Source organism: Leifsonia sp. NPDC102414 (assembly GCF_044765685.1).
GTDB lineage: Bacteria > Actinomycetota > Actinomycetes > Actinomycetales > Microbacteriaceae > Leifsonia.
The window spans coordinates 1,421,267-1,448,095 of sequence record NZ_JBIWKN010000001.1 but is presented as its reverse complement, the minus strand read 5'-3'; the positions used below and the strand labels follow the sequence as shown (position 1 = coordinate 1,448,095).

The 26,829-nt window shown below is 70.0% G+C and carries 28 protein-coding genes and 1 tRNA gene; 19 read left to right on the top strand and 10 right to left on the bottom strand.

Annotated features, from left to right (window positions below; genetic code table 11):
- Nucleotides 1–269 precede the first annotated feature (269 nt).
- A complete protein-coding gene (locus ACIRCZ_RS06945) occupies nt 270–1,475 on the top strand; it encodes an IS110 family transposase (RefSeq protein ID WP_402851690.1) in 1,206 nt (401 codons plus the stop codon).
- A gap of 25 nt (nt 1,476–1,500) precedes the next feature.
- Here the strand turns inward: ACIRCZ_RS06945 and ACIRCZ_RS06940 are convergent, their stop codons facing one another.
- Nucleotides 1,501–1,761, bottom strand: a complete 261-nt coding sequence (locus tag ACIRCZ_RS06940; RefSeq protein WP_402851045.1) for a hypothetical protein — start codon at nt 1,759–1,761, stop codon at nt 1,501–1,503.
- A 239-nt stretch (nt 1,762–2,000) separates the two neighbouring features.
- Between ACIRCZ_RS06940 and ACIRCZ_RS06935 the strand changes: the two genes are divergently transcribed.
- The 4 genes from ACIRCZ_RS06935 to ACIRCZ_RS06920 are packed head-to-tail and all read left to right on the top strand — an operon-like array spanning nt 2,001 to nt 5,765.
- Nucleotides 2,001–2,528 (top strand): septum formation initiator family protein, encoded by a 528-nt coding sequence (locus tag ACIRCZ_RS06935; protein ID WP_157480373.1) that lies wholly within the window; start codon nt 2,001–2,003, stop codon nt 2,526–2,528.
- Nucleotides 2,528–3,043 carry a DUF501 domain-containing protein gene (locus ACIRCZ_RS06930; RefSeq protein ID WP_402851042.1) on the top strand — a complete coding sequence of 172 codons (516 nt, stop codon included), beginning with the start codon at nt 2,528–2,530 and terminating at the stop codon, nt 3,041–3,043. The genes ACIRCZ_RS06935 and ACIRCZ_RS06930 overlap by 1 nt, the downstream gene beginning before the upstream one ends.
- Entirely contained in the window at nt 3,040–4,311 is a 1,272-nt protein-coding gene (locus ACIRCZ_RS06925) for a S8 family serine peptidase (protein ID WP_402851039.1), read from the top strand. The genes ACIRCZ_RS06930 and ACIRCZ_RS06925 overlap by 4 nt, the downstream gene beginning before the upstream one ends.
- A 38-nt stretch (nt 4,312–4,349) precedes the next feature.
- The gene (locus ACIRCZ_RS06920) at nt 4,350–5,765 is read left to right on the top strand and encodes an NAD(P)/FAD-dependent oxidoreductase (protein WP_055895509.1); all 1,416 of its coding nucleotides are present in this window, start codon (nt 4,350–4,352) and stop codon (nt 5,763–5,765) included.
- A gap of 97 nt (nt 5,766–5,862) precedes the next feature.
- Here the strand turns inward: ACIRCZ_RS06920 and ACIRCZ_RS06915 are convergent, their stop codons facing one another.
- Nucleotides 5,863–6,450, bottom strand: a complete 588-nt coding sequence (locus tag ACIRCZ_RS06915; RefSeq protein WP_402851035.1) for an IMPACT family protein — start codon at nt 6,448–6,450, stop codon at nt 5,863–5,865.
- Nucleotides 6,447–6,929 (bottom strand): MarR family winged helix-turn-helix transcriptional regulator, encoded by a 483-nt coding sequence (locus ACIRCZ_RS06910; RefSeq protein ID WP_402851032.1) that lies wholly within the window; start codon nt 6,927–6,929, stop codon nt 6,447–6,449. Before ACIRCZ_RS06910 ends, ACIRCZ_RS06915 begins: the two co-directional genes overlap by 4 nt.
- 89 nt (nt 6,930–7,018) lie before the next feature.
- Between ACIRCZ_RS06910 and ACIRCZ_RS06905 the strand changes: the two genes are divergently transcribed.
- From ACIRCZ_RS06905 to ACIRCZ_RS06895, 3 genes are all read left to right on the top strand, one after another.
- Nucleotides 7,019–8,404 (top strand): MFS transporter, encoded by a 1,386-nt coding sequence (locus ACIRCZ_RS06905; RefSeq protein WP_055895515.1) that lies wholly within the window; start codon nt 7,019–7,021, stop codon nt 8,402–8,404.
- Nucleotides 8,405–8,562: 158 nt separating this feature from the next.
- The gene (locus ACIRCZ_RS06900) at nt 8,563–8,946 is read left to right on the top strand and encodes a phage holin family protein (protein ID WP_402851027.1); all 384 of its coding nucleotides are present in this window, start codon (nt 8,563–8,565) and stop codon (nt 8,944–8,946) included.
- A gap of 105 nt (nt 8,947–9,051) precedes the next feature.
- Nucleotides 9,052–9,828, top strand: coding sequence for a TIM barrel protein (locus ACIRCZ_RS06895; RefSeq protein WP_402851024.1), 777 nt, complete (start codon nt 9,052–9,054; stop codon nt 9,826–9,828).
- Nucleotides 9,829–9,886: 58 nt separating this feature from the next.
- Here ACIRCZ_RS06895 and ACIRCZ_RS06890 read toward each other — a convergent pair whose 3' ends face one another.
- Together ACIRCZ_RS06890 and ACIRCZ_RS06885 are read right to left on the bottom strand one after the other, a co-directional pair.
- Nucleotides 9,887–10,444, bottom strand: coding sequence for a cysteine hydrolase family protein (locus ACIRCZ_RS06890; RefSeq protein WP_402851022.1), 558 nt, complete (start codon nt 10,442–10,444; stop codon nt 9,887–9,889).
- 200 nt (nt 10,445–10,644) lie between these two features.
- Nucleotides 10,645–10,718 (bottom strand) — tRNA-Leu (locus ACIRCZ_RS06885).
- A 63-nt stretch (nt 10,719–10,781) separates the two neighbouring features.
- On the opposite strand from ACIRCZ_RS06885, the gene ACIRCZ_RS06880 reads away from it, so the two are divergent.
- Nucleotides 10,782–11,210 (top strand): hypothetical protein, encoded by a 429-nt coding sequence (locus ACIRCZ_RS06880; protein WP_402851019.1) that lies wholly within the window; start codon nt 10,782–10,784, stop codon nt 11,208–11,210.
- Between the two features lie 100 nt (nt 11,211–11,310).
- Here ACIRCZ_RS06880 and ACIRCZ_RS06875 read toward each other — a convergent pair whose 3' ends face one another.
- Entirely contained in the window at nt 11,311–12,834 is a 1,524-nt protein-coding gene (locus ACIRCZ_RS06875; protein ID WP_402851015.1) for an MFS transporter, read from the bottom strand.
- Nucleotides 12,835–12,964: 130 nt separating this feature from the next.
- Here ACIRCZ_RS06875 and ACIRCZ_RS06870 point away from each other — a divergent pair, with 130 nt between their 5' ends.
- The 3 genes from ACIRCZ_RS06870 (at nt 12,965) to ACIRCZ_RS06860 (ending at nt 14,732) form a co-directional block, all read left to right on the top strand.
- A complete protein-coding gene (locus ACIRCZ_RS06870; RefSeq protein WP_402851012.1) occupies nt 12,965–13,540 on the top strand; it encodes a TetR/AcrR family transcriptional regulator in 576 nt (191 codons plus the stop codon).
- 231 nt (nt 13,541–13,771) lie between these two features.
- Nucleotides 13,772–14,140, top strand: coding sequence for a VOC family protein (locus ACIRCZ_RS06865; RefSeq protein ID WP_402851009.1), 369 nt, complete (start codon nt 13,772–13,774; stop codon nt 14,138–14,140).
- A 217-nt stretch (nt 14,141–14,357) separates the two neighbouring features.
- Nucleotides 14,358–14,732 carry a YchJ family protein gene (locus ACIRCZ_RS06860; RefSeq protein ID WP_402851006.1) on the top strand — a complete coding sequence of 125 codons (375 nt, stop codon included), beginning with the start codon at nt 14,358–14,360 and terminating at the stop codon, nt 14,730–14,732.
- Here the strand turns inward: ACIRCZ_RS06860 and ACIRCZ_RS06855 are convergent.
- On the bottom strand, nt 14,729–17,020 hold the full coding sequence (locus tag ACIRCZ_RS06855; RefSeq protein ID WP_402851003.1) for a hypothetical protein: 2,292 nt from the start codon (nt 17,018–17,020) through the stop codon (nt 14,729–14,731). The two genes, ACIRCZ_RS06860 and ACIRCZ_RS06855, sit on opposite strands and share 4 nt — an antisense overlap.
- A 213-nt stretch (nt 17,021–17,233) precedes the next feature.
- Between ACIRCZ_RS06855 and ACIRCZ_RS06850 the strand changes: the two genes are divergently transcribed.
- The 5 genes from ACIRCZ_RS06850 to ACIRCZ_RS06830 all read left to right on the top strand — a co-directional run bounded on the left by ACIRCZ_RS06850 (nt 17,234) and on the right by ACIRCZ_RS06830 (nt 22,713).
- Nucleotides 17,234–17,887: a TetR/AcrR family transcriptional regulator gene (locus ACIRCZ_RS06850; protein WP_055895526.1), complete on the top strand. Its 654-nt coding sequence runs from the start codon at nt 17,234–17,236 to the stop codon at nt 17,885–17,887.
- A complete protein-coding gene (locus ACIRCZ_RS06845; RefSeq protein WP_055895528.1) occupies nt 17,884–19,140 on the top strand; it encodes an MFS transporter in 1,257 nt (418 codons plus the stop codon). The genes ACIRCZ_RS06850 and ACIRCZ_RS06845 overlap by 4 nt, the downstream gene beginning before the upstream one ends.
- Entirely contained in the window at nt 19,140–20,417 is a 1,278-nt protein-coding gene (locus ACIRCZ_RS06840; RefSeq protein WP_402850998.1) for an amino acid deaminase/aldolase, read from the top strand. The genes ACIRCZ_RS06845 and ACIRCZ_RS06840 overlap by 1 nt, the downstream gene beginning before the upstream one ends.
- Entirely contained in the window at nt 20,414–21,727 is a 1,314-nt protein-coding gene (locus ACIRCZ_RS06835; RefSeq protein ID WP_402850995.1) for a D-arabinono-1,4-lactone oxidase, read from the top strand. Before ACIRCZ_RS06840 ends, ACIRCZ_RS06835 begins: the two co-directional genes overlap by 4 nt.
- A gap of 272 nt (nt 21,728–21,999) precedes the next feature.
- Nucleotides 22,000–22,713 carry a hypothetical protein gene (locus ACIRCZ_RS06830; RefSeq protein ID WP_402850993.1) on the top strand — a complete coding sequence of 238 codons (714 nt, stop codon included), beginning with the start codon at nt 22,000–22,002 and terminating at the stop codon, nt 22,711–22,713.
- A 236-nt stretch (nt 22,714–22,949) separates the two neighbouring features.
- Here the strand turns inward: ACIRCZ_RS06830 and ACIRCZ_RS06825 are convergent, their stop codons facing one another.
- From ACIRCZ_RS06825 to ACIRCZ_RS06815, 3 genes are read right to left on the bottom strand one after another with little or no spacing between them, the layout of a single operon-like run.
- A complete protein-coding gene (locus tag ACIRCZ_RS06825) occupies nt 22,950–23,684 on the bottom strand; it encodes an ABC transporter permease (RefSeq protein WP_402850990.1) in 735 nt (244 codons plus the stop codon).
- Nucleotides 23,681–24,505 carry an ABC transporter ATP-binding protein gene (locus tag ACIRCZ_RS06820; protein ID WP_402850987.1) on the bottom strand — a complete coding sequence of 275 codons (825 nt, stop codon included), beginning with the start codon at nt 24,503–24,505 and terminating at the stop codon, nt 23,681–23,683. The genes ACIRCZ_RS06825 and ACIRCZ_RS06820 overlap by 4 nt, the downstream gene beginning before the upstream one ends.
- A 32-nt stretch (nt 24,506–24,537) precedes the next feature.
- The gene (locus tag ACIRCZ_RS06815) at nt 24,538–25,173 is read right to left on the bottom strand and encodes a TetR family transcriptional regulator (RefSeq protein WP_082581431.1); all 636 of its coding nucleotides are present in this window, start codon (nt 25,171–25,173) and stop codon (nt 24,538–24,540) included.
- A 154-nt stretch (nt 25,174–25,327) separates the two neighbouring features.
- On the opposite strand from ACIRCZ_RS06815, the gene ACIRCZ_RS06810 reads away from it, so the two are divergent.
- Together ACIRCZ_RS06810 and ACIRCZ_RS06805 are read left to right on the top strand one after the other, a co-directional pair.
- Nucleotides 25,328–25,894 carry a LemA family protein gene (locus ACIRCZ_RS06810; protein WP_055895541.1) on the top strand — a complete coding sequence of 189 codons (567 nt, stop codon included), beginning with the start codon at nt 25,328–25,330 and terminating at the stop codon, nt 25,892–25,894.
- 9 nt (nt 25,895–25,903) lie between these two features.
- On the top strand, nt 25,904–26,806 hold the full coding sequence (locus tag ACIRCZ_RS06805; RefSeq protein WP_055895544.1) for a M48 family metalloprotease: 903 nt from the start codon (nt 25,904–25,906) through the stop codon (nt 26,804–26,806).
- Nucleotides 26,807–26,829: the final 23 nt, after the last annotated feature.

Here is a 26,829-nt window from a genome sequence, read left to right as displayed (position 1 = left end):
GGGGGCCTTCTCCGTCCCGTCGCCCCGTTACTTTCTTCGTGACCCGTTCGGCGAGCATGCTGGGCGGTGACGGCCTGCCGGGCCCGGCATGATTGCTGCCCCTGTCCTTGATGATCTGGGGGGTGTTTTCACCGGGCCTGGTCGGCGGTGCGTGATCGCTGATAGGGGCTGGACCCGAGCACCTGCTCGAGGCCGTTCGTAACGTGGATGCCGAGACACACCGCCCGCGGACGCCGTCGGATGGAGCGGAGGACAGCGTGGTCAACAGCATCGACAGATACGACGACGTCGACGTATTCATCGGACTCGACGTCGGCAAGGGCGAGCATCATGCCGTCGCTCTCGACCGGACCGGGAAACGACTGTTCGACAGGGCGCTCCCGAACGACGAGACCAAGCTGCGAGCGGTGTTAGCGCAGTTGCAGCAGCATGGGCTGGTACTCCTCGTCGTCGATCAGCCGGCAACGATCGGCGCGCTGCCAGTCGCGGTCGCTCAGGCTGAAGGCGCACTCGTTGGTTACCTGCCCGGGCTCGCGATGCGCCGCATCGCCGACCTGCACCCCGGTGAGGCGAAGACCGACGCCAGGGACGCCGCGATCATCGCGGAGACGGCGCGAACGATGCCGCACACGCTCCGATCGATCCAGGTCGCCGACGAACAGGTCGCGGAACTGTCGATGCTCTGCGGGTTCGACGAAGACCTCGCCGGGCAGATCACTCAGGTGAGCAACCGGATCAGAGGCCTGCTCACCCAGATCCACCCCGCGTTGGAACGGGTGATCGGCCCCCGGCTGGATCATCCGGCGATCCTCGACCTGCTGCAGCACTACCCATCGCCAGCCGCGATGCGCGCCGCGGGCGAGAAGCGACTCAGGAACCGACTCCTCAAGAACGCGCCCCGCAAAGGCCGTGTCTGGGCGGCGGAGATCATCACCGCGTTGGGCGAGCAGACCGTCGTGGTCACCGGCACCGCCGCCGCCGCCGCCGCGCTCGTCCTCCCACGCCTCGCCGAACAACTCCAGGCGCTGCGACGGCAGCGGGATGAGATCGCCGTCGAGGTCGAGAAGATCGTCGATGCGCACCCTCTTCAACCGGTCCTGACGAGCATGCCCGGAGTCGGCGTCAGGACCGCGGCCCGGCTCCTCACCGAGGTCACCACGAAGACGTTCCCCACCGCGGGGCACCTCGCCTCATACGCCGGGCTCGCCCCCGTCACGAGACGATCCGGGTCCTCGATCCGCGGCGAGCATCCCTCGAGGCGCGGGAACAAGATCTTGAAACGGGCCATGTTCCTCTCTGCGTTCGCCGCGCTCCGCGACCCGGAATCCCGTGCCTACTACGACCGCAAGATCGCTCAAGGCAAACGCCACAACCAAGCCCTCATCGCCCTCGCCCGACGCCGATCCGACGTCCTCTACGCCATGCTCCGCGACGGCACCCTCTACCAGCCGCAGGCTCGACAGATCGCCGCCTAGCGAGAAGCCTCCAGCGGGCGACTGTTTATCGCTCCGCGGCGATCCATCCGAATCGCTCGCGGAAGTCGTTGAAGCACTTCGGGCATACCCACGTGTAATCGTCGTCCGCCGTCACCCACGCTTCGTTGAAGTCGGCGTGGCCCGTCTGGTCGTCAGAAATCTCTGCCGAGCAGAAGTCGCAGTGGTCATGATCCCAATCAAGCCGATACGGCGTCCATCGCGCAAACCGCAAGGACCGACCGGCGAGATAAGACTCCTGCCCCATCAACCGCCAATCCTCTACCATGCGCTCACACTACGCGCCGGGACACCAGACCTCTTGACGAATGACATAAGGGCACCCCCCTTCAAAATCGAGCCCGGACTTGTGCACACCACCACACGGCGTGTCGCCTGCATAACTCCCGGCTCGATTATCGGGGGACGCGGCGGGGCAGCGCAGGGGGTGCGCAGGAGGGTGGCTTACGATTGTTGGCGGGGCCCGGCCGGTCCCGTTCCGTTTGTCGTCGTGGGTCAGGAGGGCTTGTGGCTGCGCCTCGTACCCGCCGTGTCCCCGTCGCCATGGCGTCGGGAACCGCGACAGGACGGTGGCTGCGCGGACTGCATTTCTCCGGGTTCTCTCTGGTGATGATGGGGCTCCTCATCCTCGCCGTCGTCGTGCTCGCACCGACCGCGCAGAGCCTGATCTCGCAGCGTCAGCAGATCGCCGACCAGCAGAAGGCCGTGGATGCACTGTCCGGCCAGGTCGCAGACCTCAAGGAGCAGCGCGCCCGCTGGAACGACCCCAGCTACATCCGCGCGCAGGCCCGCGACCGGCTCTACTACGTGATGCCGGGCGAGGTCAGCTACCTCGTGATCGACGACAGGCCTCCGGCGGCGCAGACCACGGATGCGCCCGTCAGCTCGAAGCTGCAGAAGACGGAGACCGACTGGCTCGGATCGTTGTTCGGCTCCTTCATGGGCGCCGGCCTGAGCGACGCGACACCTGCGCAGCTCGGCGGCACGAACCCGGCCCCCACTCCGACTCCCACCTCGACCCCTGGCGGCAAGTGATGACCACCCCACCCTTCGATGCAGTGACCGAACAGGACATCGCGACCGTGTCCGCCCAGCTCGGGCGGCCGGCGCGCAACGTCGTCGGCATCGCTGCGCGCTGCGTCTGCGGCAACCCGACGGTCGTCTCGACCGCCCCGCGCCTGGACGACGGCACGCCGTTCCCCACGTTCTACTACCTCACGCATCCCGCAGCCACCGCCGCCCTGTCGCAGCTGGAGGCCGTCCAGGTGATGAACGAGTACAACGAGCTGCTGGAGTCGGACGAGGCGGTGCGCGACCAGTACGCCGCCGCGCACCGCGCATACCTCGCCGACAGGGAGAGCATCGCGGTGGTCGAGGAGATCTCCGGGATCTCGGCCGGCGGGATGCCCGTGCGTGTCAAATGCCTGCACGCTCTCGGCGCCCATGCCCTCGCGGCGGGTCCCGGCGTCAACCCGATCGGCGACCTCGCTCTGGCGCGCGCCGACTGGTCGCCCGAGGTGTGCGAGTGCCAGGACTACACCGCGGAATGACGCGGCTCGGCCGCGCAGCGACCGCCGTCGCCCTTGCCGGGGTGCTTGGGCTGGCCGCCGCTGTCGCGCCGTCCACCGTCGCGCACGCCGACCAGGTGCGCGACCTCGAGTACTGGCTGAACGACTACGGCTTCGCGCAGGCGTGGCAGACCACCAAGGGCGCGGGCGTGAAGGTCGCCGTCATCGACACCGGCGTCGACGGCAGCGTCCCCGACCTCGCCGGCGCGGTCGTCGGAGGGACGGACGTGTCGGGCGTCGGCGCGGCGAACGGTCAGAAGCCGCTCGGCGACGCCGGCTCCGCCGACCACGGCACCTGGGTGGCCTCCCTGCTCGCCGGCCGCGGCACAGGGCCGGACAGCGGCGTGCTCGGCGCGGCCCCGGAGGCGAGCATCCTGACCGCCTCCGTCGCCCTCGGCTCCGCGGCAGGAGCCATCGGCAGCGACGAGCAGATCGCGAGCGCCGTGCACTGGGCCGTCGACAACGGCGCCAAGGTCATCAACATGTCCCTCACCAGGAACACCCTCGACTGGCCGACCAGCTGGGACGACGCGTTCCAGTACGCGTTCGAGCACGACGTGGTGGTGGTCGCGGCGGCGGGCAACAGGGGGAGCGGCACCACGGAGGTCGGCGCCCCGGCGACCATCCCCGGCGTCGTCGCCGTCGCCGGCGTCGACCGGCAGGGGCAGGCGAGCTTCGACGCGTCGTCGCAGGGCATCACCATCGCCGTCTCCGCACCGAGCGAGCAGTTGGTCGGCGTGAGCCCCGGGGGAGGGTACGTGCAGTGGGCGGGCACGAGCGGGGCGACCCCGCTGGTGGCCGGAGCCGTCGCGCTGATCAGGGCCGCGCATCCCGAGCTGAAGGCACCGGATGTGATCGAGCGGCTGATCAAGACCGCCCGCGCGGCGCCGGGAACCGTCCCCAGCCCGATCTACGGCTACGGGCTCCTGGATGCGGCGGCCGCCGTGACCGCGAAGGTGCCGCACGTCTCCGCGAACCCGATGGGCGACCTCACCGAGTGGATCCGCATCCACCGGCGCGCCGACGTTCCCACCACCCCGGCTCCCGGCGTCGCACCGGTGCCGACCTCCACCCCTCGGGCGCTCCCCGCTGAGCCGACCGCGCGGGTGGATCAGCTGCTCTGGCCGCAGTGGTCGGCCTTCACCGGCTTCTGGTTGCCGTTCAGTCTGATCACCGGATTCGCCGCTTTGGTGGCCCTTGGAGGGGTCGGAGCGTTCCGGCATTTCAGAGGGACGGTCAGCAGGGAGTAGATTAACTGCATACTTTCGTGTTGAGGAGACCCACCACTGTGCCCAAAATCCTGATCGTCGGCGGCGGATACGCCGGTTTCTACACTGCGTGGAAGCTCGAGAAGCAGCTGCGCAAGGGGGAGGCAGAGGTCACAATTGTCGACCCGCTGCCGTACATGACCTACCAGCCCTTCCTTCCTGAGGTCGCCGCGGGTTCCATCGAGCCTCGTCACGCCGTGGTCGCGCACCGCCGCCACCTCACCAAGACCAACGTCGTTACCGCCAAGGTCACGTACATCGACCACGCGAAGAAGACGGCGACCATCCAGCCGCCGATCGGCGACGCGTACGAGTTCGAGTACGACATCGTCGTGGTCACCGCAGGCGCCGTGTCGCGCACGTTCCCGATCCCGGGCGTCGCAGACCAGGCGATCGGCCTCAAGACCATCGAGGAGGCCGTCGCGATCCGCGACCGCGTCCTCACCAACTTCGACAAGGCGGCCAACCTGCCTGCCGGCCCGGAGCGCGACCGTCTGCTGACGTTCGTCGTCGTCGGCGGCGGGTTCGCGGGCATCGAGGTGTTCGCCGAGCTGCGTTCGTTCGCGAGCGCGCTGCTCAAGAACTACCCGCAGATCGCCTTCGAGGACACGCACTTCCACCTGATCGAGGCCATGGGCAGGATCATGCCGGAGGTGTCGCTCCCGACCAGCCACTGGGTCATCAAGAACCTCGCCCAGCGCGGTGCGGAGATCCACCTGGACACGCAGCTCGCGAGCGCCGTCGACGGCGTCATCGAGCTGTCCACCGGCGAGAAGTTCGAGACCGACCTCATCGTCTGGACCGCCGGTGTCATGGCCAACCCGACGATCGTGCGTCACACCGACCTCCCGATCGAGGAGCGCGGCCGTCTCCGCGTCCGCGCAGACCTCCGCGTCGGCTCAGACGACGAGATCATCAAGGACGCCTGGGGTGCAGGCGACGTCTCGGCCGTGCCCGACCTCACCGGTGGCGGCGTCGGCGGATTCTGCGTGCCGAACGCGCAGCACGCCGTCCGTCAGGGCAAGCTGCTCGCGAAGAACATCATCGCGGACCTCCGCGGCGAGCTCCCGCGCCAGTACTTCCACAAAAACATGGGCGCTGTGGCGGGCCTCGGCCTCGGAACCGGTGTGTTCCAGTCCGGCAAGCTCGCGATCAAGGGCCTCCCGGCCTGGTTCGCGCACCGCGGATACCACGGCCTGGCCATGCCGAGCTGGGAGCGCAAGTGGCGCGTGCTGTGGGGCTGGTGGAACAACTTCTGGCTCGGCCGCGACATCGTGTCGCTCGCAGCCACCCAGCACCCGCGTGCCGTCTTCGAGGAGTTCGCTGCCCGTCCGAAGCCCCCGGCGGCCGAGGCGACTCCGGCCGTCGAGGCTCCGAAGAAGGCTCCGGCCAAGAAGGCCGCTCCGAAGGAGCCGGTCGAGGTCGCAGCCAAGTAGCGCGAGAGTGTGAACGGGAGGGCCCGGTGCGAGTAATCGCGCCGGGCCCTTTCGCGTGCCTGGGCGGGGATGCGGGGGCTGCGTGGATGCGGTGCCGTCAGCCCTCGACGACGGCGCGTCCCTGCGTGAGGTCGCGGACCGCATCCCGTGCTGCGGCCGCCTGCATCGTCGGCAGCCTCAGCGTGAACCGCACCGCCCCGCCGTACTCCGCGTCGCCCGTCTCGTGTCCTTCGCCGTCCGCCCAGCGGCGGATGCGTTCGGCGTCTGCGTAGTCGGCCAGCACGGCGAGAACGGTTTCCGGCACGCGCTCGATCAGGGGCGCATCCAGCAGGGCGGCTGCGATCGCGTCGGTGTACGCGCGCATCAGTCCGCCGGCGCCCAGCTTCACGCCGCCGAAGTAGCGGACCACGGCGCCGAGTACGCCATCGAGGTCGTGGTGCCGCAGCACCTCCAGGATGGGGCGCCCCGCCGTGCCGGACGGCTCGCCGTCGTCGGACATCCCGGAGTGGCCTCCGGCGAGCAGCGCCCAGCAGACGTGGTTCGCGCCCGGATGCTCGGTGCGGAGCCGCGCGACCTCGGCCAGCGCTGCATCGCGGTCGGCGACCGGCGTCGCGAGCGCGATGAAGCGGCTGCGCCGCACCTCGACCTCCGCGGTGACGGGGGAGGGGAGGGTGAACGGGCTCATCCCTCCGCCATCTCCCAGAGCACGCGTGCCGCCTCGGCGAGTGCGACGCGCTCCTCCGGGGTGCGCGTGGCGAGCTGGGCGTCCAGCCACGCGTGGCGCCGTGCCCGTGCCTCTCCTGCGACCCGGTGGCCTTCGGCGGTCGGGGAGAAGAGCACGCGGCGGCCGTCCGTCGGGTCAGCCGCCCTGATCGCGTAGCCGAGGGACACCAGACGGTTGACCGTCTGGCTCATCGAGGCCGCGGTGACGCGTTCGTGGTCGCTGAGCGCCGTGAGCGTGGCAGGGCCGTAGCGGTGCAGGTGCCCGAGCACGTTCATCGCCGCGTCGCCGAGTTCGCCGTTGGTGCGTTCGGCGCGGAAGCGGCGGTAGATCCTGGCCACCGAGCGCGTGACGCGTTCGCCGAGGTCGTCGTCGGCGGGCAAGCCGGCGTCGGCGGGGAAGCCAGGGTCGGCGGGGAGGGTCTCGCTTGCGTGTGCATCCACGATTGATTAGTATACCTAAAGAAGTAGTTCACACGCGTAAAGCATTCCAGGAGGACGAGACGGACACCGACACCAGGAGCACGGAGACCGTGAGCGCGCACAAACCGTTCGGGTGGCGTTTCACCGCCCCCCTGCTGCTCGGGTCGACGCTCAACCCGATCAACAGCTCGATGATCGCGACCGGCCTGCTCGGCATCGGCCTCGACTTCCACCTGGGCCCGGGCCAGACCGCGAGCCTGATCTCGGTCCTCTACCTCTGCAGCGCGGTCAGCCAGCCCACGATGGGCAAGCTCGCCACCCTGTTCGGGCCGCGCCGCGTGTTCATGGCCGGGGCGATCATCCTGCTGGTCGCCGGTGTGGTCGGGGCGGCGGCGCCCGGCTTCGGCTTCCTGCTGGTGTCCAGAGCGCTGATCGGCATCGGCACCTCCGCCGCGTACCCGACCGCGATGGCCCTCGTGCGCCGCAGGGCGGACGAGAACGGCATCGGCGTTCCCGCCCGCGTGCTCGGCAACTTCTCCATCGCCGCCCAGATCACCACGGTGTTCGGGCTGCCGCTCGGCGGGGTGCTCGCAGGGACGTTCGGCTGGCGCGCCCTGTTCTTCGTGAACATCCCGCTGGCGATCGTCACATTCGTGTTCACGCTGCTCGGCGTGGAGAAGGACTCGCCGCGCGAGCGGCAGGGCGGCCGGGCGCTCATCGCATCCATCGACATCCCCGGCATCGCGCTGTTCGCCGGCACGATCGTGAGCCTGCTGGTGTTCCTGTCCGAACTCGCTTCGCCGCTCTGGTGGCTGCTCCCGGTGGTCGCGGTCTTCGGCGCCGCCCTCATCCTGTGGGAGCGGCGAGTCGCCAAGCCGCTCATCGACATGCGGATGCTCGCCCGCAACCGGCCGCTGCAGCGCACCTACCTGCGCCAGACCCTCTCCGCGCTCGTCGTCTACTCGGTGCTCTACGGCACGAGCCAGTGGATGGAGCAGGCCGCCGGATACAGCGCAACAGCGGTCGGCCTCATCCTGCTGCCGCTGTCCGGCCTCAGCATCGTGATCGCCCGGGTCGCCTCCACCCGCGGCTGGGTGCGCTGGCCGCTCGTCATCGGCGCCGTGTCGGTGGTGCTGAGCGCGGTTGTGATGCAGTTCATGAACGGCGGATCGAGCCTCTGGGTGCTGATCGGGATGTCCCTGCTGCTCGGCTGCGCCAACGGGTTCACCGGGTTCGCCAACCAGGCGACGCTCTACGTGCAGGCGCCGGCCGAGGAGATCGCGGTGGCCTCCGGGCTCTACCGGACGTTCGCCTACCTGGGCGCGATCTTCTCCTCCAGCCTCATCGGCATCACCTTCGGTCGCCAGGCCACCGACGCCGGCCTGCACACCCTCGGCTGGGTGCTCGGCGGCATCGGAGTCCTGTTGCTCGTCATCACGGTCCTCGACCGCCGCATCCCGCTGACCACCACAGCGGCGAAAGGCAGCGCCGCGTGAGCGCCGCGCCGGCTGCTCCTTCCAGACGGGATCTCGGGGCGACACGCCGCTGATTCCTCCGTCCGGACGGAGTTTCGGGCGCGCATGCCGCAGGTTCTCCTTCGGAAGGATCAGCGCGCATCCGCTATCCTCGGGAGCACCGTCGACGGGAGACCGCTGTGATCCGATTCCTCATCCGCGCCGTGATCTTCCTGGTGACCGCGGCCGTCGGGCTGCTCGTCGCCGGATGGCTGGTGCCGGGCGTGCGGCTGGAGTGGGGCGGGTTCCTCGTCGCCGCCATCGTGTTCGCCATCGCGCAGAGCATCCTGTCGCCGTTCGTGTTCAACATCGCGCGCAAGTACGCGTCGGCGCTGCTGGGCGGCATCGGTCTGGTGTCCACGTTCCTCGCACTGCTGGTCGCGAGCCTGTTCCCCGGCGGCATCACGATCGACGGTGCGACAGCCTGGATCCTGGCCACGCTGGTCGTGTGGATCGTCACGGCGCTCGGCGGCTGGCTGCTGCCGATCCTGTTCCTGAAAAAGCGCGTCGTCACTGCGCGCTGACCACGGCGGCCGCGCCGGCCGCGAGCATTGGCCGTGTCGGCCGCGGTACGAGCGCTGGCGAGTGTGTAGTCCGCGCGCGGGCGGCTTTCGCGCTATCGTCGTCGAATGTCGTCGATCGCCGCGAACCTGGAATGGCTGTTCACCGAGGCGGGCGATGACCCGGCCGACCGCATCCGGGCTGCTGCGGCCCACGGACTGACCGCGGTCGAGATCTGGGGCTGGCGCGACAAAGACATCGCCGCCATCGACGCCGCCCTCACCGAGACGGGCGTCGAACTGCTGTCGCTCATCGTCGACCCGCAGCTCCCGCTCACCGACCAGGGGATGCGCGCCCCCTTCCTCCAGGCCGTGGCCGACTCGCTCGTGGTCGCCGAACGGCTGCGCGCGCCCAACCTCGTGGTGGTGAGCGGCGACGACCGGCCGGGCGTCCCGCGCGAGGAGCAGCGGACGACACTGGTGTCGACCCTCGCGGCGGGGGCAGCGCTGCTCGACGGCACGGACGTGACCCTGCTGCTGGAGCCGCTGAACACCCGTGTCGACCACGTCGGCGCGTTCCTGTCGTCCACCAGGGACGGCCTCGACATCGTCCGCGAGGTCGGTTCGCTGCACCTCCGGCTGCTGCTGGATGCGTACCACGCGCTCATGATGGACGAGGACATCGCCGCCGCGGTCGGCCCAGACATCGCACTGGTCGGCCACGTGCAGGTCGCCGACCTTCCCGGCCGCCACGAGCCGGGCACGGGCGTCGCGGACTGGGCGCACCAGTTCCGCGTGCTGCGGGAGCTCGGCTACCGGGGACGCTTCGGGATGGAGTACCAGCCGACGGTGGAGACGCGCAGGTCCCTGGCCGTGGTGGAACAGCTGGCCGGCGCGGCGGTCTGAGCGCCGGGTCCGTTCAGTACTGCGCCCGTCAGTACTGCGTCCGTCAGTACTGCGTCCGTCAGTACTGCGTCCGCGCTCCCGCGAGGTCGTCGGCGCTCACCAGGGTGGCGAAACTGTCCGACAGCGCCGCCATGAACGCGACGTGCACAGCATCCCCAAGAACCGTCGTCCCGCCGAACTCGAGGTCGGGCGCCGCGCACGCGTCGTGCACGACGGTCACATCGAAGCCGAGCTCCGACGCCGCGCGCACGGTGGAGTCGACGCACATGCTCGACATCATCCCGAGCACCACGAGCTGGTCCGGCGCGATCCCGCGCAGCGTCTCCTCGAGGAACGTCCCCACGAACGCGTTCGGCTCCGCCTTGCGAAGCACGGGCTCGTCGCCGACCGGCGCCACCAGCGGATGGATCTCGACCCCCGCGCTGCCCGGGCGCATGAACGACGCATCCGGTGCATCCCAGACGTGCTGGATGTGCACCACAGGATCGCCGGCCTCACGGAACGCGGCCAGCACGCTCGCGGCACGCTCCGCTGCGGCGACCGACCCGACCAGCGGATACGCGCCGCCAGGAAAGTAGTCGTTCTGGATGTCGACGATGACGAGCGCGCGAGACATGGAGGCCCTTCGGATGCGCGGACACCGCGCGGGACGAGGTTGCGGAAGAGAGGACGGCCCGGACGCCGTACCCGAAACGACGGCCGGGCCGCCGAGCGGGGAACGCTGCCCGACAGCGCCGATGGTACACCCGGTGGGGGACGGGAGTCGGGGAGGCCGCGCCTCCTGGTCCGGCGTGGGAGACGGCCCGCGCGATCGCGTACCCCCAGTGGGACTCGAACCCACACTGAAGCGATTTTAAGTCGCCTGCCTCTGCCGATTGGGCTATGGGGGCCCGGCATCCATCGTACCGGCGCGGTTGCGGCGTTCTCGGAGGGGGAGCGGGCAGAGTGAGCGCGTGGGCACAGAACGCGAGGGGGAGCGGCACGAGGGGGAGCTGAACGAGGGGTCTGGGGGGCACGACCGCAGGGCTGCCACGGCGCGGTTCACGCTCGCGATCGTCCTGTCGACCGTTGCCGGGCTCGTCGCGTGGATGTGGTTCGCGATCGTCGTCGAGGACACCTGGGGCGACGAGTGCAAGGCGCGAGCGGCCGGGCAGAGCGGGGTGACGTTCCTGATCGCGTTCGGCGTCGTGCCCCTCCTGCTCGTCACCGCCGGCGCTGTGGCCGCGTTGATCGGTTTCGCGCCAGGCGTGCGGGGAGGGAAGGTGTGGCGGGGGCTCGTCTCCGCCATCGTCATCACGGCGGCTGGTGTGCTCCTGGCGTGGTGGGCGACCGACGGGATGCTCGTCGCGCACCTGGCGCTCGGCTCCGGCTGCCTGGCGTAGCGCCGAACCGTGACTGTCCGAGCACAGGACTGCCGCCTCCGCGCGCACCAGCGGCGCCCACGGAACCCCGTGGACGCCGCTGGTGCGCGCGGACCCCGACTCAGTGCATCCCGACCGGCCCCGCCGCACCGGAGGACGCCCCGTCCGTCGCCGGGATGCGCCGCCCCCAGATCGCGAACAGCACCAGGGCAGCCGCGGGGAAGGCCGCGCCGAGCAGCAGCGAGGTCGAGATCCCGTGCGCTTCACCGGACGTCGCCGTGACCGAGATGAACACCGTGGTCAGCACCGCGACGCCGACGCTGCCGCCGAGCTGCTGCATCCCCTGCACCAGGCTGGATGCGGCGCTCACCTCTGTCGAGGGAGCCTGCGCCATCGCGATCGACGTCAGCGGCGCGAACGTCAGGCCGCCGCTGATGCCGAGCACGATCGCCGGCCCGAGGATGCCGCTGAGGAACGTGCTGGATGCACTCATCTGGCCGAGCCAGACCAGTCCGACGACCATCCCGCTGAGGCCGATGACGCCGACCACTTTCTCGCCGACGCGCGGGAGCAGGTAGCGGGGTGCGAGCTCGTTGGTGATGAGCATCGCGCCCACGAACGGGAGCAGGGCGAGGCCGGTGCCGAGCGGGTCGAAGCCGAGGACCTTCTGCGTGAACAGCGTCACGAAGTAGAAGAAGCCGAACATTCCTGCGGGGACCAGGAGCATCCCGAGCAGCGGGGCGGCCGTGCGCATCCGGGAGAAGAAGTGCAGCTGCACCACCGGGCTCGAGTGCCTGCGCTCGATGAACACCAGGCCGACGAGGGATGCCGCCGCGATCACGAACGAGGCGATGGACTGCGCGTCCGACCAGCCGTGGCTCGCCGCGCGGGTGAACGCGTAGACGAGGGCGACCATCCCGATCGTGGAGACGGCAGCGCCGCCCAGGTCGAGCTTGGCGGGGACGCGCTCGGTCTCGGTGAGGAACAGGGCGGCTCCGACGATGATCAGGATGCCGATCGGCACGTTCACGAACATGACCCACTCCCAGCCGAAGCTGGTGGTGAGGATGCCGCCGAGGATCAGTCCGATCGCACCGCCGCTGCCCGCGGCGAGGACGAACAGCGACATCGCCCTGGCGCGGTTGGCGCCCTCCGTGGTGTTGGCGACGAGCAGCACGAGCGTGCTCGGTGCTGCGATGGCTGCACCGACGCCCTGCAGGATGCGGGCGGCGACCAGGATCTCCGGCGTGGGCGCGAAGCCGCCGAGCGCCGATGCGACGATGAACAGGCCGACGCCGACCATGAGCGCCAGCCGGGCGCCGACGATCGAGCCGATCTTGCCGCTCAGCAGGATGAGGCCGCCGAACGCGAGCGCATAGGCGGTGACCACCCAGGACAGGTCCGTGGGGGAGAAGTGCAGTTCGTTCTGGATGTCGGGGAGGGCGACGTTCACGATGCTCGCGTCGACCACGAGCATGAGCTGCGTGATGAAGACGACGACGAGGCCGAGCGCCGGGCCGCGCAGGGACGACCGGGATCCGAGGGATGCGCGGGGTGCGCCTGTCGCGCGGGATGCGGCGGCCGGGGTGGACCTGACGGCGGGGAGCGGGGAAGTGGGTGGATCGTTGAGTTCGGTGGTCGACATATGGTGCGTTCCGTTCCGCGGGGTTTAGACTGCTATCCGGAGAGACTCTCCTCTTGAGTGATCAACAATATGGAGACAGTCTCCGCTTTGTCAATGGCGACAGAGTGAACAGTTCAGAAAAGGAGCTCGAGTGGGCGGCGACACCATCACCCAGCCCAAGCCGCTGCGCGTCGACGCGCAGCGCAACTACGACAAGATCGTCAGCGTCGCCTGCGAAGCGTTCGCCGAGCACGGCGTCCAGACCTCGCTCGACGACATCGCCAAGAAGGCCGGCGTCGGGGCGGGGACGCTGTACCGGCACTTCCCGAGCAGGGAGTGCCTGCTCGCCGCCGCGCTCGTCGAGAGCAGGCAGGGGCTCGACGCGAAGGCCGCGGAGCTTCTGGCCAGGCCTGATGCGGGCGAGGCGCTGAACGAGTGGCTGATCGAGCTCGCCAGACACCTCTCCAGCTTCGACGGGCTGCCCGACTCGGTGGCCGAGGCCGTCTGCGATCCGGAATCGCCACTGACGGCGCCGTGCAGCTCGATGAAGAGGTCGACGGCGCTGCTGCTGAAGCGTGCTCAGGATGCCGGGGAGGTGCGCGACGACGTCAACGCCGATGATCTGTTCGTGTTCGCCAGCTCGCTCGCCTGGGCGGCCAACAAGAGCGGGTACACCCGCGACGATCTGCGCCGGGTGCTGAACCTCTTCATCGCCGGGCTGCGCTGACGCGTCGCCGGGCTGCGCTGACGCGTCGCCGGGGCTGCGCCGCCGCGCGGCGCTACCGCAGGATCAGCGGTTGCGGTACGGCGACTTCGCCATCTGCACGAGGGCGGCCAGCGACAGGCCTCCGCCGACGATGACGACGAGCCAAATGAATCCGATGAGCAAACCAGCCATGCGATTACGGTACACCGTCGAACGCTGGCGGTCGCACCGCGGCTGGCGGATACTGAGGCCATGATGCGCATCGGTTCGATCGTGTGGGGTGTGCGGGATGTGCCGCGCGCCATCGAGTTCTGGACGGCGGCGCTCGACTACCGCCCGCTGCGGGAGCCGGACGTCGACTGGGCGATCCTCGTCCCGAAGGAGGGGCGCGGGCCGCAGCTCGCCATCAAAGAAGTGACCAGCCCGTCCGCCCACCACCAGCGGCACCACCTCGACCTGTACGCCTTCGACCAGGATGCAGAGGTCGAGCGCCTGCTCGTGCTCGGCGCATCCACGGTCGACTGGGACTACGAGGACGGAGCCGACTACGTCGTGCTCTCCGACCCGGACGGCAACCGGTTCTGCGTGGTCGCCGCCGGCGACGCGGCGAGAAGCCAGTAACTGCCGGCGACACGCCGCGCGCCGACGCAGGTACTGGTGTCTCGTCGCTGTGAGGACTTTCAGCGGGCGGAAAGGACGCACTCACCTGGCGGTTGCACACTGGATGCAGACGCCGAACTGGTGTGGTGTCTCCGACCCGGTCGTGACCTCGATTCCCCCGAAACCGTCACGGCCGGGTCCTTCTGTGTGCGGGCCGGAGCGCCGGTAGGCTCGTCCGGTGTCCTCCTCCCGGTGCCCCTGCCTGAGCGGCCTGCCGTACGACGAGTGCTGCGGCCCGCTCCACCGCGCCGAGCAGCACGCCCCGACCGCTGAACGCCTGATGCGGTCGCGCTTCTCCGCGTTCGCACTCGGCGACGCGGCGTACCTGCTGCGCAGCTGGCACGCGTCGACGCGTCCGGAAACGCTGGAACTCGACGCGGGGCTTCGCTGGTACCGGCTCGACATCGAGCGCACCGAGCGCGGCGGCCCGTTCGACCTGGATGGCGTGGTCGAGTTCTCCGCGTACTACAAAGGGGACGAGCGAGGGGTGCAGCACGAGGCATCCCGGTTCGTGCGTGACGGCGCCGACTGGTTCTACCTGGATGCGGTCTAGCGCTCCGGCTCCACGTACTTCTCCCACAGCCACACGCACACGCTGAGTGCGGCGAACGCGAACACGGCGATCGCGACGACCAGCGTTCCCTGCCCGGTCTCGACCAATGACGCGACAGGAAGGAGCAGCGCGAACAGCAGCGTGTAGATCACGAGCCCGAGGCCGAGCCAGATTCCGCGGGACCACTGGAAGACGGCGCGCCCTGCGAGGCTGCCGATGGGCAGCAGGGCGATGGCCGCCGAGCCGAGGCCGAGCAGGGAGACGGCGTTGGCGAGCTCGCGGAGGAACGCGGAGAAGACGCCGGTCGGCTGGGGAAGCGCGCCGACCGTCAGCCAGGCGACCACGCCGAGCAGGGCGACGGCCGCGACCTGCACGGCGGCGACGCGTCCGCGGGCGACCCGACCGGCGGCGCCGGCGAACGCCACACCGAGGATCAGCCCGAAGAGGAGGGCGGGCTGGAGCCCGAGCAGGCGGGATGCGATGGCGGCGACTCCGACGACCACGAGCATCCACGGGCGGAAGGTCAACGTGACGCGACCGCCACCGAAGTGCGGGGAGACCCAGCGGGCGACGGCGACCCAGACCGCGTTCACCGCGGCCAGCGCGACAGCGACGGCGAGGATCACCCGCAGGTAGGCTCCCGCATCGTCGACGGGGCTGGACAGCGTCACCAGTGCCGCCGCTGCGACGAACGCGGTCGGGATCAACCAGGGGCTGCGCGGGGCCGCCGTCTCGATCTCTCCTGCGACCAGGGCGCCAGCCGCGCCTGCGCCGGTCGCGCCGGTTCCGGATGCGCCCCGTGCTCCGGATGCGCCGCCCGCCGCGCCGCCGCCTCGCGCCCCCGACCCGGCGGCGCCCGCGTACTGCGCGTCCGCATCCCGCAGTTCTGCCCGGCTGCGGTTGCGTCCGAAGATGCTCGCTCGGCTCCGCTTCTCCCGTCCGTCGCGTTCACGCGCCACCGTGACGGCGAGCAGCCGGGCCGGCAGGGCGAGCAGGAGCAGCGCGGCGGCCGCGAGCAGCAGGGAGCGCAGCCAGCCGGGGAACGCCTCGACCGAGACGACGGGCGCGGTGGCGCTCGTGAACGGCGTGTCCAGCCAGTCGGGCGTGCCGCCCGGCGATCCGTTGCCGTTGTACGGGTCGAACGGGGTCGGGCTGGGGGTCGTCCCCGGCGGAACGACGGGTGCGGCAGGGTTCGGAGTGCTGTGCGGCGACGGCGTCACGGACGGCGACTCCGGCGAGGTCGACGGAGAGGGGGCAGCGGTGAGGACGGTGATCGCGACGGCGTTCGACCCGCCGCTGACGTTGCCGGCCGCATCCCGTTGCAGGGCGGAGACCGTGAAGCGTCCTGCGCCGAGCCTTCCGCTGCAGGTCCAGGACGTGCCGTGGACGACGGCGGAGCAGACGACCGTGCTTCCGTTGTCGTCGCTGCCGTAGACCGTGACCTTGGCGCCGTTCTCTCCTGCGCCGGAGAAGGCGAGCGGCGCCCCGACCGGCGCCTCGGTGCCCGGAGCAGGCGACCCGATGGTCGGTGCGGCCGGCGGCGTGGTGTCGACCGTGATCGCCACGGGGGCGCTCGTGCCGGAGGACTGGCTGGAGAACGGGGCGCGCTGTGTTGCGGTGATCCTGTGCGTGCCGCTCGGCAGCGGTTTGCTCAGCACGCAGCCCCAGGTTCCTGCGGAGTCGGCGGGGAACGAGCAGCTGGAGCCGTTCTCGGCGCGCACCGTCACGGTCGCCCCCGGATACGCCGTGCCGTGCACGCCGCCCCCGGAGACGAGGGTGCCGCTCTGGGAGGCGATGACCGGCGGCGAGAGCACATCCACCCTGCTGGATGCGCTGAGGCCGCTGTCCCGCGACTCGGCGCGCACGGTGACGCCAGGACCGTCCGGAGGCGTGGAGATGGAGCAGGTCCAGTCGCCCTGCGCATTGACGGGGGCGTCGCAGCGGGCGCCGGCGGTGCTGGCTGCGCCGGCCGAGACGTGGATGAGGTCGCCGGCCGTCCCGGAGCCGGAGACGGCGAGCGGGAACCTGGTGACGAGACCGGAGGGGAGCTGGTCGATCGTCGGCGGCCCGGACGTCGGGGGAGGAGAGGTCGGCGTGGTGGTGTCGGAGGGCGACGAAGACGGTGTGGCCTGAGGGAGGGCGGATTGCGGGTGCTGCTGCGAATCGGGCGATGCCTGCTGTGAGTCGGGGGCCGAGGAATCGGACGGCGCCGATGGTGTCGAGGTGGCCGCCGTCGCCGGTGCCGCCGTGCCGATCACGCCGAGGGTGGCTGCGCTCGCGACGCCCACCAGGATCAGGGCAGACAGAAGCAGTCCGGACGACCCCCTCGACCGGACTGGTGGCGAAACATCTGACGAAAACACGCGCATTCCACCCCATTTCAGGTGGCGCGGCCCGTCCTGTCAAACTCCCTGGCCCGATTTACGGCATACTAACAACTGGGTCAACCGTCCCACTTCTCGCGCGAGGATGCGTGGGAAGCCGCCGTCGAGGAGTCCGCCGTGACACGCATCCCCGCTGTGGAACGCCGCACCGCTCTGGTGCAGGCCGCTCTTTCGGTCGTCGCGCGCGACGGGGTCGCCGCTGCCACCACCCGCAGGATCGTCGCGGAGGCCGGGATGTCCCTCGCCAGCTTCCACTACGCGTTCACCTCGCGCGACGAGCTGATGGCCGAGCTGGTCAACACCGTCGTCGACGGAGAGCAGTCCGCATTCGCCCCCGTGTTCGAGGCTCCGGACGCGCTGCCGGATGCGCCGACCATGCGGGATGCGGTGCGCGCGGGCCTCGAGCACTACTTCGCCGCCGTCCGCGCCGACCCCGACCGCGAGAAGGCGATGTTCGAGCTCACCCAGTGGGCGCTGCGCGAACCGGGCTTCGCGCCCCTGGCCCGCCGCCAGTACGAACGCTACTTCGCCGTCGCGGAGCACGCCGTCGTGCAGGCGGCCGCCATCACGGGATGTACGTGGACGCTTCCCACGCACGAGGTCGCGCGCCTGCTCGTCGTCCTCACCGACGGCCTCACCGTCGCCTGGCTGGTCACCCGCGACGACGCGGCGGCCCAGGCGACCATCGACTTCGCCGCCGACGCTGTGGCGACGCTGGCAACACCCGTTCCTGTTCCTTCCGCCCTCGACCCGAACGCAGGACTCCGATGACAGAAACCTCAGCTCCGGCGGTCTTCGCCGAGCCGACCCGCCGGGTGCCCGGCCGCTGGATCGCGTTCTTCGCGATCGCCTGGCTCGGCGTCTGGATGGCGCAACTCGCCCCCATCCAGAAGCTGCTGCCCGATCAGGTGCAGAAGCAGCTCGACACCACGTACTGGGTGGACAACGTGGTGGTGTTCGGCATCATCTCGGGGATCTCCGGCGTCTGCGCGATCATCGCGTACCCGCTCACCGGCGCCCTGTCCGACCGCACGACCAGCCGGTTCGGCCGCAGACGCCCGTGGATCGCCGGCGGCGCCGTCGTGTTCGCCGTGTCCCTCATCCTGCTCGGACTGCAGACCAGCATCGTCGGCATCGGCGTGTTCTGGTCGCTCGCGCTCACCGGTTTCTGCATCCTCACCGCCGCCCTCACCGCGACGATCAGCGACCAGGTGCCCGTCGGCCAGCGCGGCTACGTCTCCGGCTGGATCAGCGCACCGCAGGCCATCGGGATCATCCTCGGCGTCTCGCTGGTGACGTACGTGTTCGTCGGCGCCCTGTTCGGGTACACCGCGATGGCGGTGCTGCTGCTCGTGCTGGTCCTGCCGTTCCTCTTCCTTCCGGACGCCGTGCTTCCTGCGCACCTGCGGCAGAAGATGACGTTCCGGGGGATCATCGAGAGCCTGTGGATCTCGCCGCGCGAGCATCCCGATTTCGGCTGGACCCTCCTCAGCCGCGTGCTGGTCAACTTCGGCAACGCGTTCGGAACGTCGCTGCTCCTTTACTTCCTGGAGTTCGGGCTGCACGACAAGAACGCCGACGACGACCTGCTGGTCCTGATCCTCATCTACATGGTGTTCGTGATCGTCGCCTCCCTGGTGATGGGCCGCTGGTCGGACAGGATCGGGCGGCGCAAGGCGTTCGTGTTCCTCTCTTCTGCCATCCAGGGGGTCGCCGCACTGCTGCTGGCGTTCGTCCCTGAACTGTCGGTGGCGATGATCGCCGCCGGTCTGCTCGGACTCGGCTACGGCTGCTTCCTCTCTGTGGACCAGGCGCTCGCCACCCAGGTGCTTCCCGACCCGGAGAACCGCGGAAAGGACCTCGGCATCATGAACATCGCGACCGCCGTCCCCCAGGCGATGGCCCCGCTGATCGGCGCGGGCATCGTCGCAGCGCTCGGCGGGTTCGTCGGGCTGTTCGTCCTCTCCGGTCTGTTCGCGTTCGCGGGTGCTCTTGCGGTCGCACGAGTGAAAGCGGTGCGCTGATGACCTACGACCTCGACCTCAGTACGAAACCGGCGCCGTCCGAGCGCACCTGGACCACTCCGGATGCATTCTGGCCGTCGCTCTCGGCGGCGACCGCCCGGCTCGACCCTGCTCTCGCCGTGCTGCACGTCCCAGCGCTCCGCCACAACACCCACGACATGCTGCGGAGGGCGGCGGGCAAGCCGATCAGGGTCGCCTCCAAGTCGGTGCGGGTGCGGTCGGTCCTGGATGCGGTGCTCGCGCTCCCCGGATACGCGGGCGTGCTCGCGTACACGCTGCCGGAGGCGCTGTGGCTCGCGGAGGGCACGGACGGGCACCCGCCGATCGACGACGTCGTCGTCGGCTATCCGACCGCCGACCGTGTCGCCATCGCGCGCCTGGCGTTCGCGCCGGAGCTCGCCTCCCGGGTGACCCTGATGGTCGACTCCGTCGCGCACCTGGACTTCATCGACGCGGTTGTCCCGCCCTCGCAGCGTGCGAGCATCCGGTTGTGCATCGAACTGGACGCGTCCTGGCTGAGTCCCGTGCTCGGCCACATCGGCGTCTACCGCTCGCCGCTGCACGCGCCGACAGCGGTGCGGGAGCTCGCGGAGGCGATCGTGCGCAGGCCGGGGTTCACCCTGGTGGGCATGATGGCGTACGAGGCGCAGATCGCCGGGCAGGGGAACAAACCGGCAGGCAAGCCCGCGTGGGGCGCGACGGTGCGCTGGATGCAGAAGAACTCCGGCGCGGAACTACTCGACCGGAGGGCGCAGGCGGTGAGCGCGGTGCGCGAGGTCGCCGACCTCGAATTCGTGAACGGAGGAGGGACAGGCTCGCTCGAGTTCACCTCCTCGGACGAGTCCGTGACGGAGATCGCGGCGGGGAGCGGCCTGTTCGGCGGCTACCTGTTCGACGGGTACGCCGGGTTCCGTCCAGCGCCCGCCGCCTCCTTCGCGCTGTCGGTCGTGCGCAGGCCAGGGCCAGACATCGCGACGCTGCTCGGCGGCGGCTGGATCGCATCCGGCCCCCCAGGACCGGACAGGATGCCGCAGGTGGTCTGGCCCACCGGGCTATCGATGGTGGCGCGCGAGATGGCCGGCGAGGTGCAGACGCCGCTCACCGGCGCCGCCGCCGGGGTGATGCGGGTCGGCGACAGGGTGTGGCTGCGGCACACGAAATCCGGCGAGCTGAGCGAGCACGTGAACGAGTTCCACCTGGTGGACACCGTCGACGGCCGGGCGACCGTGGTGGGCACGGTGCCCAGCTACCGCGGCGACGGACAGGTCTTCCTGTGACGGCGACCGGCGCCGTCTGGCGCAACTGGGCGCGCACCGAGCACGTCCGCCCGACCCGCGTCGAACGACCCGCGGACGCCGAGGCGGTCCAGCGCGCTGTCGCAGCAGCGGCCAGACAGGGGATGCGCGTGAAGGCGGTCGGCGCCGGCCACAGCTTCACCGGCATCGCGGTAGCCCCCGGCGTCCAGCTCGACCTCGGCGCCCTGAGCGGAATCGTGGACGTGGACGTCGAGCGCGGCAGGGTACGGCTCGGGGCGGGGACGCACCTGCACGAGCTTCCGAAGCTGCTGCGTCAGCACGGGCTCGCCCTGCAGAACATGGGAGACATCGACCGGCAGACGATCGCCGGGGCCACCTCGACGGGCACGCACGGCACGGGTGGAGGGTTCGGCGGCCTCGCGACGCAGATCGTCGGCGCGACCCTGGTGACCGGCACGGGCGACCTTCTGACCGTCGACGAGACCACCAACGCCGAGCTGCTGCCCGCCGTGCGCCTCGGGCTCGGGGCGCTCGGCGTACTGGTCGACCTGACCATCCAGTGCGTGCCGGCCTACCTGCTGCAGGCGGTGGAGCGCCCTGAGCCGCTGCAGCACACCCTCGACACCTTCCTCGAACGCTCGGCGTCCGAGGACCACTTCGAGTTCTACTGGTTCCCGCACACCGAGACGGCGCTGACCAAGACGAACACGCGCCTGCCGCTGTCGTCGCCGTCCGCTCCGCTGCCGACGTTCGGCAGGTGGGTCGACGACGAACTCCTCGCCAACGGCCTCTACCGCGGGGTCTGCGCGCTCGGCACGGTCGCCCCCGCGATCATCCCCCCGTTCAGCCGCCTGGCGCAGAAGCTGACGGGCAACCGCGACTTCACCGACGTGTCTCCGCGCGTCTTCGTGACCAATCGCACCGTGCGCTTCCGCGAGATGGAGTACGCCATCCCCCGGGAGGCGGTTCCCGGCGCGCTCGCCGAGGTCAAGGCGCTCATCGAGCAGCGCGGCTGGCGCATCTCGTTCCCGGTGGAGGTGCGGTCGGCGGCGGCGGACGACAACTGGCTCTCCACGGCGTACGGACGCGATACCGGCTACATCGCCGTGCATCGCTATTACCGCGAGGACTCGACGGAGTACTTCGCGGCGGTCGAGGAGATCATGATGGCCCACGACGGCCGGCCGCACTGGGGCAAGCTGCACACACGCCACGCCGAGTCTCTACGGAGCACGTATCCCCGGTTCGACGACTTCCTCGCGGTGCGCGACCGTCTCGACCCGGAGCGACGATTCGAGAACGTCTACCTGCGGCGCGTGCTGGGGGAGTGACGCGTCGCTGCTCGTCGATCTCGGGATGCGCGGTGTCCCCAAAGCGGGTGCCGCGCACCCAGGGGACGCCCGGCTGAGGAAGCCTCGGAATTCCGCGTGTTCTCGCGGAAATCCCCGTGTTTTCGGGCCCGGCCGGGGTTGATGGATGTAACGGGTGTGACTCGTGTGACGAACGAGAATCTTGACACGTCCTCATTTCCCTGGAACACTCCGTGCTAGCTGTGAATCGCCTGTGAGTTATTGAGCATAATTCATCTTCAGGGAGCAAGCCGATGTCCGACCGCACCACCCGCTCTGCCAGCGCCGCCGGCGCCGTGGTCCGCCGCGGCATCGCCGTCGTCGCCGCGCTCGCCATCGGCGCCGGAGTCGTCACCGCGACCAGCGGCGCCGTCTCCAAGTCGATCGTCGAGGCGCGGGAGACCGCGCGCACGGCCGCCGTCGCCAGGATGGACAGCGGGAACCGCGCATCCGGTGCCGCGGTCCGTGTCGCGGTCGCCGACGCTCGCCGCTCTGCGGCCGTCGCTGCGGCAGCCGCAGAGCTCGTGCGCGCCCGCGACGTGCTCGCGTCGAGCGCCGGCAAAGCCGCTGAAGCCGGCCGGGATGCACTGAGCGTCGCCATCGACGCCGTCGCGAGCCGCGCATCCGGTGCGACGGCGTTCGCCGTGACCGCGTCCGTCGTCACGCTGAAGGAGTCGGAGAAGGCTGTGACGGACTCTGTGGCCGCCTTCGAGCAGGCCGAACTGCAGCGCTTCGCGGCAGAGGCCGCCGCGCGGGCGGCGGCCGTCGTCGCCGCCGAATACCAGGAGGCGAGGAGCCGCGCCGCCGACTCCGCCGCCCCATCGCACACGTCGGCCGCCGCGCCCGCCGCGGCAGCGCCGTACTACGCCCCGGGGGTGTCGTCCGTGCCCCCGGACAATTCGGGGTGCGGTCCGTGCCCCGGCGCAACGCTCGTGCTGACCCCATCGGGATATTGGGGTTGTCCCTAGCCGAGCTCTGACGGCATCCGTCCGACCACGGGTGTCGCCAGCGGAACACGATCGCGGCGTCGCCGCCCCCGGTGTCGGGCACCTGGGAGCGTCGGCGCCGCGTCGTCGTTCCCCACTACCCGCGCCCCCTGATAATCGAGCCCGGAGTTATTCACGCGACACGCCGTGGAAAGCGTGCACAACTCCGGGCTCGATTATCAGGGGGCGGGTCGCGGGAGGGGGCGGGGCGGATGGGATCAGGCGGTGCGGCGCTGCAGGGTGAGGGCGCCGAGCATGATCGCGGCAAGGGCGAACGCTCCGATGATGAGGAGCTCGCCTCCGACGTATGCGGCGTCGTGCGTGTCGTTCGCCACCGCGTTCAGCGCGTCGATGGCGTGCGAGAGCGGGAGCCAGTCGCTGATGATGTGCAGCGCATCCGGCAGCTGCTCGCGCGGGATGAAGATGCCGCCGAGCAGGATCTGCGGGAACACCAGGGCCGGCATGAACTGCACCACCTGGAACTCGGTGCGGGCGAACGCGCTCACGAACAGGCCGAGCGTCGTCCCCAGGATCGCGTCGGCGAGCGCGACCGCGATCAGCAGCCACACGCTGCCCTTGATCTCCAGCCCGCACACCCACACGGCGTAGCCGACCGCCACGAGCGTCTGGACGATCGCCAGCAGCCCGAACGCGAGCGTGTATCCCAGAATGAAATCCGCCTTGCCGAGGGGCATCGACAACAGGCGCTCCAGCGTGCCCGTGCGCCGTTCGCGCAGCGTGGTGATGCTCGTCACCAGGAACATCACGATGAACGGGAACAGGGCGAGCATCGCCGGGCCGATCGTGGAGAACACCGGAGTGTCCGTGAAGATCCACGCGACCAGCCCGATCAGCAGGCTGGGCACGACGACGAGCAGCCCGATCGTGCGCGGGTCGTGCCGGATCTGCGTGAGCACCCTGCCGGCGGTCGCGATGGTGCGGGAGCCGTTCATCGCGCTGCCCCGCCCTCGTCCTCGTCCTCGTCGGAGTGTGCGGAGCCCGCGCCGTCCGTGCCGTCAACGCCGTCCGCATCCGGCAGCGCGTGCTTGGGATGGCGGCGGCGGATGAGCGCCAGGAACGCACCCTCCGCATCCGCGGCCCCCGTCGTGGCCAGCAGGGATGCGGGCGTCTCATCCGCGAGGATCGCCCCGTCGCGCATCAGCAGCAGCCGGTCGCAGCGGCTGGCCTCGTCCATCACGTGACTCGAGATGAGCAGACTCGTGCCGGCATCGGCCAGGCGGTGGAACAGCTCCCACAGCTCCACCCGGAGGAGCGGGTCGAGGCCGACCGTCGGCTCGTCCAGCACGAGCAGGTCGGGGGAGCCGAGCAGGGCCGCGGCCAGGGAGACGCGGCTGCGCTGCCCGCCGGAAAGCGTGGAGACGAGCTGCCCGGCGTTCGCACCGAGGTCGGTCGCCTCGATCGCGCGGTCGACGTCGGCCTTCGCCGCCCCGAGGATGCGCCGGAAGTACGCGAGGTTCTGCTGCACCGTGAGGTCGTCGTAGACGCTCGCCGCCTGGGTGACGTAGCCCACCCTGTGTCGCAGCCCGGCAGAGCCGGCCGGTTCTCCGAGCACCTCGACGGTCCCGCCAGCGACGCGCTGCACCCCGACGATCGAGCGCAAGAGCGTCGTCTTCCCGCATCCGCTCGGCCCCAGCAGGCCGACCACTTCACCGCGCGGGATGCGCAGGGTCAGGCCGTCGAGGATCGTCGCGCGGCCGCGGCGCACCGTCAGACCGTCCACGGAGACCGCCGTGCCCATCGAGGAATTCATCATGTGATGAATTATTCGCCCGGCACGGCGACGCGTCAAGGACGGTCCAGGCTCCCCGCGGACGGGTCCCCGAACAGATGCCACTGCACCACAGGCCCGACCCGCCGCGCCAGCTCGTCGGCGGACGCGTGCGCGATCGGCTCCAGTTTGAGCACGAACCGGGCGAGCATCAGCCCGACAAGCTGGGATGCGGCGAGATTCGCTCGCAGATCGGCGTCCTGGCCTCCCGCGAGCGCGGCAAGCCGCACGAACACCTCCCTGGTCAGGAACTCCTTCAGCATCCGGCTGCCGGGACCGCTGCCGAGAGCCGTGCGCAGGATCGCGACGATGCGGGCCTGCGACTTCGCGTCGTCGAGCTGCCGCAGCAGCAGGCGCACCACGGAGGCGCCGATCTCCTCCCGCGGTCCGGCCAGGATGACGTCCAGGATGCGGTCGGGGCGCAGGGGCGCATCCAGGGACGCGGTGAACAGCTCGGCCTTGTCGTCGAAGTAGTGGTGCACGAGGGCAGAGTCGACGCCCGCCCTCCGCGCGATCGCCCGCAACGACGCCGCGTCGTACCCGTGCTCGGCGAACTCCTCCGTCGCCGCCTTGAGGATGGCGGACTTGGTGGATGCGCCGTCGCGCTCCTTGCGCGGACGGCCCCGTCTGCGACGTTCGGCGACCTCACTCACCTGCCCATTGTGCACCCGCGCGGGCGCCGCCTGCCGAACGGCACCACGCTTGCTTTGAGAGTGGTGGGAACGCGGTGGGAGCGCCGTGACCCGCCGTTAGGATGGGATCTGCGCCACGTCGTTCACGCGCCAGCACACCAAGGAGTACCCGAAAATGGAATGGCTCATCCCGGTCATCATCGTCGTCGTGATCGTCGCGATCATCGGGATCTACCTGTGGGCCACCTACAACTCGCTGGTGACTCTCAAGGTCCGCGTCGACGAGGCGTGGAGCGACATCACGGTGCAGCTCAAGCGGCGTGCCGACCTCATCCCGAACCTCATCGAGACGGTCAAGGGATACGCGGCGCACGAGAAGGGCGTCTTCGAGTCCGTGACGCAGGCGCGTGCAGAGACCCTGTCCGCGCAGGGGCCGGCGGAAGCGTCCGTGGCCGAGGGCCACATGCAGAGCGCGCTGAAGAGCATCTTCGCGGTCGCTGAGGCGTACCCGCAGCTCCAGGCCAGCCAGAACTTCCTGCGCCTGCAGGCCGATCTGGTCGACACCGAGGACAAGATCCAGGCGTCGCGCCGGTTCTACAACGGCGGCGTCCGCGAGCTGAACACCAAGATCAAGGTCTTCCCGAACAACATCTTCGCCAAGCGCATGGGCTTCACCGAGCGCGACTTCTTCGAGGTCAGCGACCTCGCGGCCATCGCCGAGCCCCCGCGCGTCCAGTTCTAGCGGGCGGCGATGTATAGGGCGATAGCCAGGAACAAGCGCAATACGGTCTTCACGATCCTGCTGTTCCTGATCATCATCGGTGGGCTCGGCTGGCTGGCGAGCCTGATTTACCACAGCTACACGATCCTCTGGTTCGTGATCATCGGCGCCACCCTCTACGCGGTGGTGCAGTACTTCCTGGCCAGCAGTCAGGCGCTGAGCATGTCGGGCGCCGTCCCCATCACCAAGGCGGACAACCCGCGGCTGTGGAACGTGGTGGAGAACCTGTCGATCACCACGGGAACGCCGATGCCGGCGGTCTACGTGGTCAACGACCCAGCGCCGAACGCGTTCGCCACCGGGCGCGACCCGCAGCACGCCTCCGTCGCGGCCACCACGGGACTGCTCGACATCATGACCGACGCCGAGCTCGAAGGCGTCATGGCGCACGAGCTCGGTCACGTGCGCAATTACGACATCCGGCTGTCGATGATCGTCTTCGGCCTCACGGTGGCGATCGGCTTCATCGCGGACATCTTCCTGCGCATGGCGTTCTTCGGCGGCATGGGCGGCAACCGCAACAACAACGGCGGTGGCGGTGGCGGCGGCAACCCGGTCATCATCGTCTTCGGCCTCATCGCCGCGATCATCGCCCCGCTCGTCGCGACCCTCGTGCAGCTCGCGGTCTCCCGCCAGCGCGAATACCTCGCCGACGCCACGGGAGCCATGACCACCCGGCACCCGGATGCGCTCGCGAGCGCCCTGCTCAAGCTGGAGGCATACGGCCGGCCGATGCAGAAGCAGAACTCGTCGATGGCGCACCTCTGGATCGCCAACCCGCTCAAGCCGAGCCTGATGAGCCGTCTGTTCAGCACGCATCCGCCCATCCCAGAGCGCGTGGAGCGCCTCGAGAAGATGGGCTCCACCTTCTAAGCAATCGAGCCGGGAGTTCTGCA

Excerpts from the sequence above, each read along its gene's own strand:
- ACIRCZ_RS06825 (WP_402850990.1), bottom strand. The coding sequence starts at position 23,684 with ATGAACGGCTCCCGCACCATCGCGACCGCCGGCAGGGTGCTCACGCAG.
- ACIRCZ_RS06865 (WP_402851009.1), top strand. The coding sequence starts at position 13,772 with ATGATGCGCATCGGTTCGATCGTGTGGGGTGTGCGGGATGTGCCGCGC.
- ACIRCZ_RS06830 (WP_402850993.1), top strand. The coding sequence starts at position 22,000 with ATGTCCGACCGCACCACCCGCTCTGCCAGCGCCGCCGGCGCCGTGGTC.
- ACIRCZ_RS06810 (WP_055895541.1), top strand. The coding sequence starts at position 25,328 with ATGGAATGGCTCATCCCGGTCATCATCGTCGTCGTGATCGTCGCGATC.
- ACIRCZ_RS06805 (WP_055895544.1), top strand. The coding sequence starts at position 25,904 with ATGTATAGGGCGATAGCCAGGAACAAGCGCAATACGGTCTTCACGATC.
- ACIRCZ_RS06895 (WP_402851024.1), top strand. The coding sequence starts at position 9,052 with ATGTCGTCGATCGCCGCGAACCTGGAATGGCTGTTCACCGAGGCGGGC.
- ACIRCZ_RS06940 (WP_402851045.1), bottom strand. The coding sequence starts at position 1,761 with ATGGTAGAGGATTGGCGGTTGATGGGGCAGGAGTCTTATCTCGCCGGT.
- ACIRCZ_RS06845 (WP_055895528.1), top strand. The coding sequence starts at position 17,884 with ATGACAGAAACCTCAGCTCCGGCGGTCTTCGCCGAGCCGACCCGCCGG.
- ACIRCZ_RS06925 (WP_402851039.1), top strand. The coding sequence starts at position 3,040 with ATGACGCGGCTCGGCCGCGCAGCGACCGCCGTCGCCCTTGCCGGGGTG.
- ACIRCZ_RS06875 (WP_402851015.1), bottom strand. The coding sequence starts at position 12,834 with ATGTCGACCACCGAACTCAACGATCCACCCACTTCCCCGCTCCCCGCC.
- ACIRCZ_RS06930 (WP_402851042.1), top strand. The coding sequence starts at position 2,528 with ATGACCACCCCACCCTTCGATGCAGTGACCGAACAGGACATCGCGACC.
- ACIRCZ_RS06915 (WP_402851035.1), bottom strand. The coding sequence starts at position 6,450 with ATGAGCCCGTTCACCCTCCCCTCCCCCGTCACCGCGGAGGTCGAGGTG.
- ACIRCZ_RS06840 (WP_402850998.1), top strand. The coding sequence starts at position 19,140 with ATGACCTACGACCTCGACCTCAGTACGAAACCGGCGCCGTCCGAGCGC.
- ACIRCZ_RS06820 (WP_402850987.1), bottom strand. The coding sequence starts at position 24,505 with ATGATGAATTCCTCGATGGGCACGGCGGTCTCCGTGGACGGTCTGACG.
- ACIRCZ_RS06890 (WP_402851022.1), bottom strand. The coding sequence starts at position 10,444 with ATGTCTCGCGCGCTCGTCATCGTCGACATCCAGAACGACTACTTTCCT.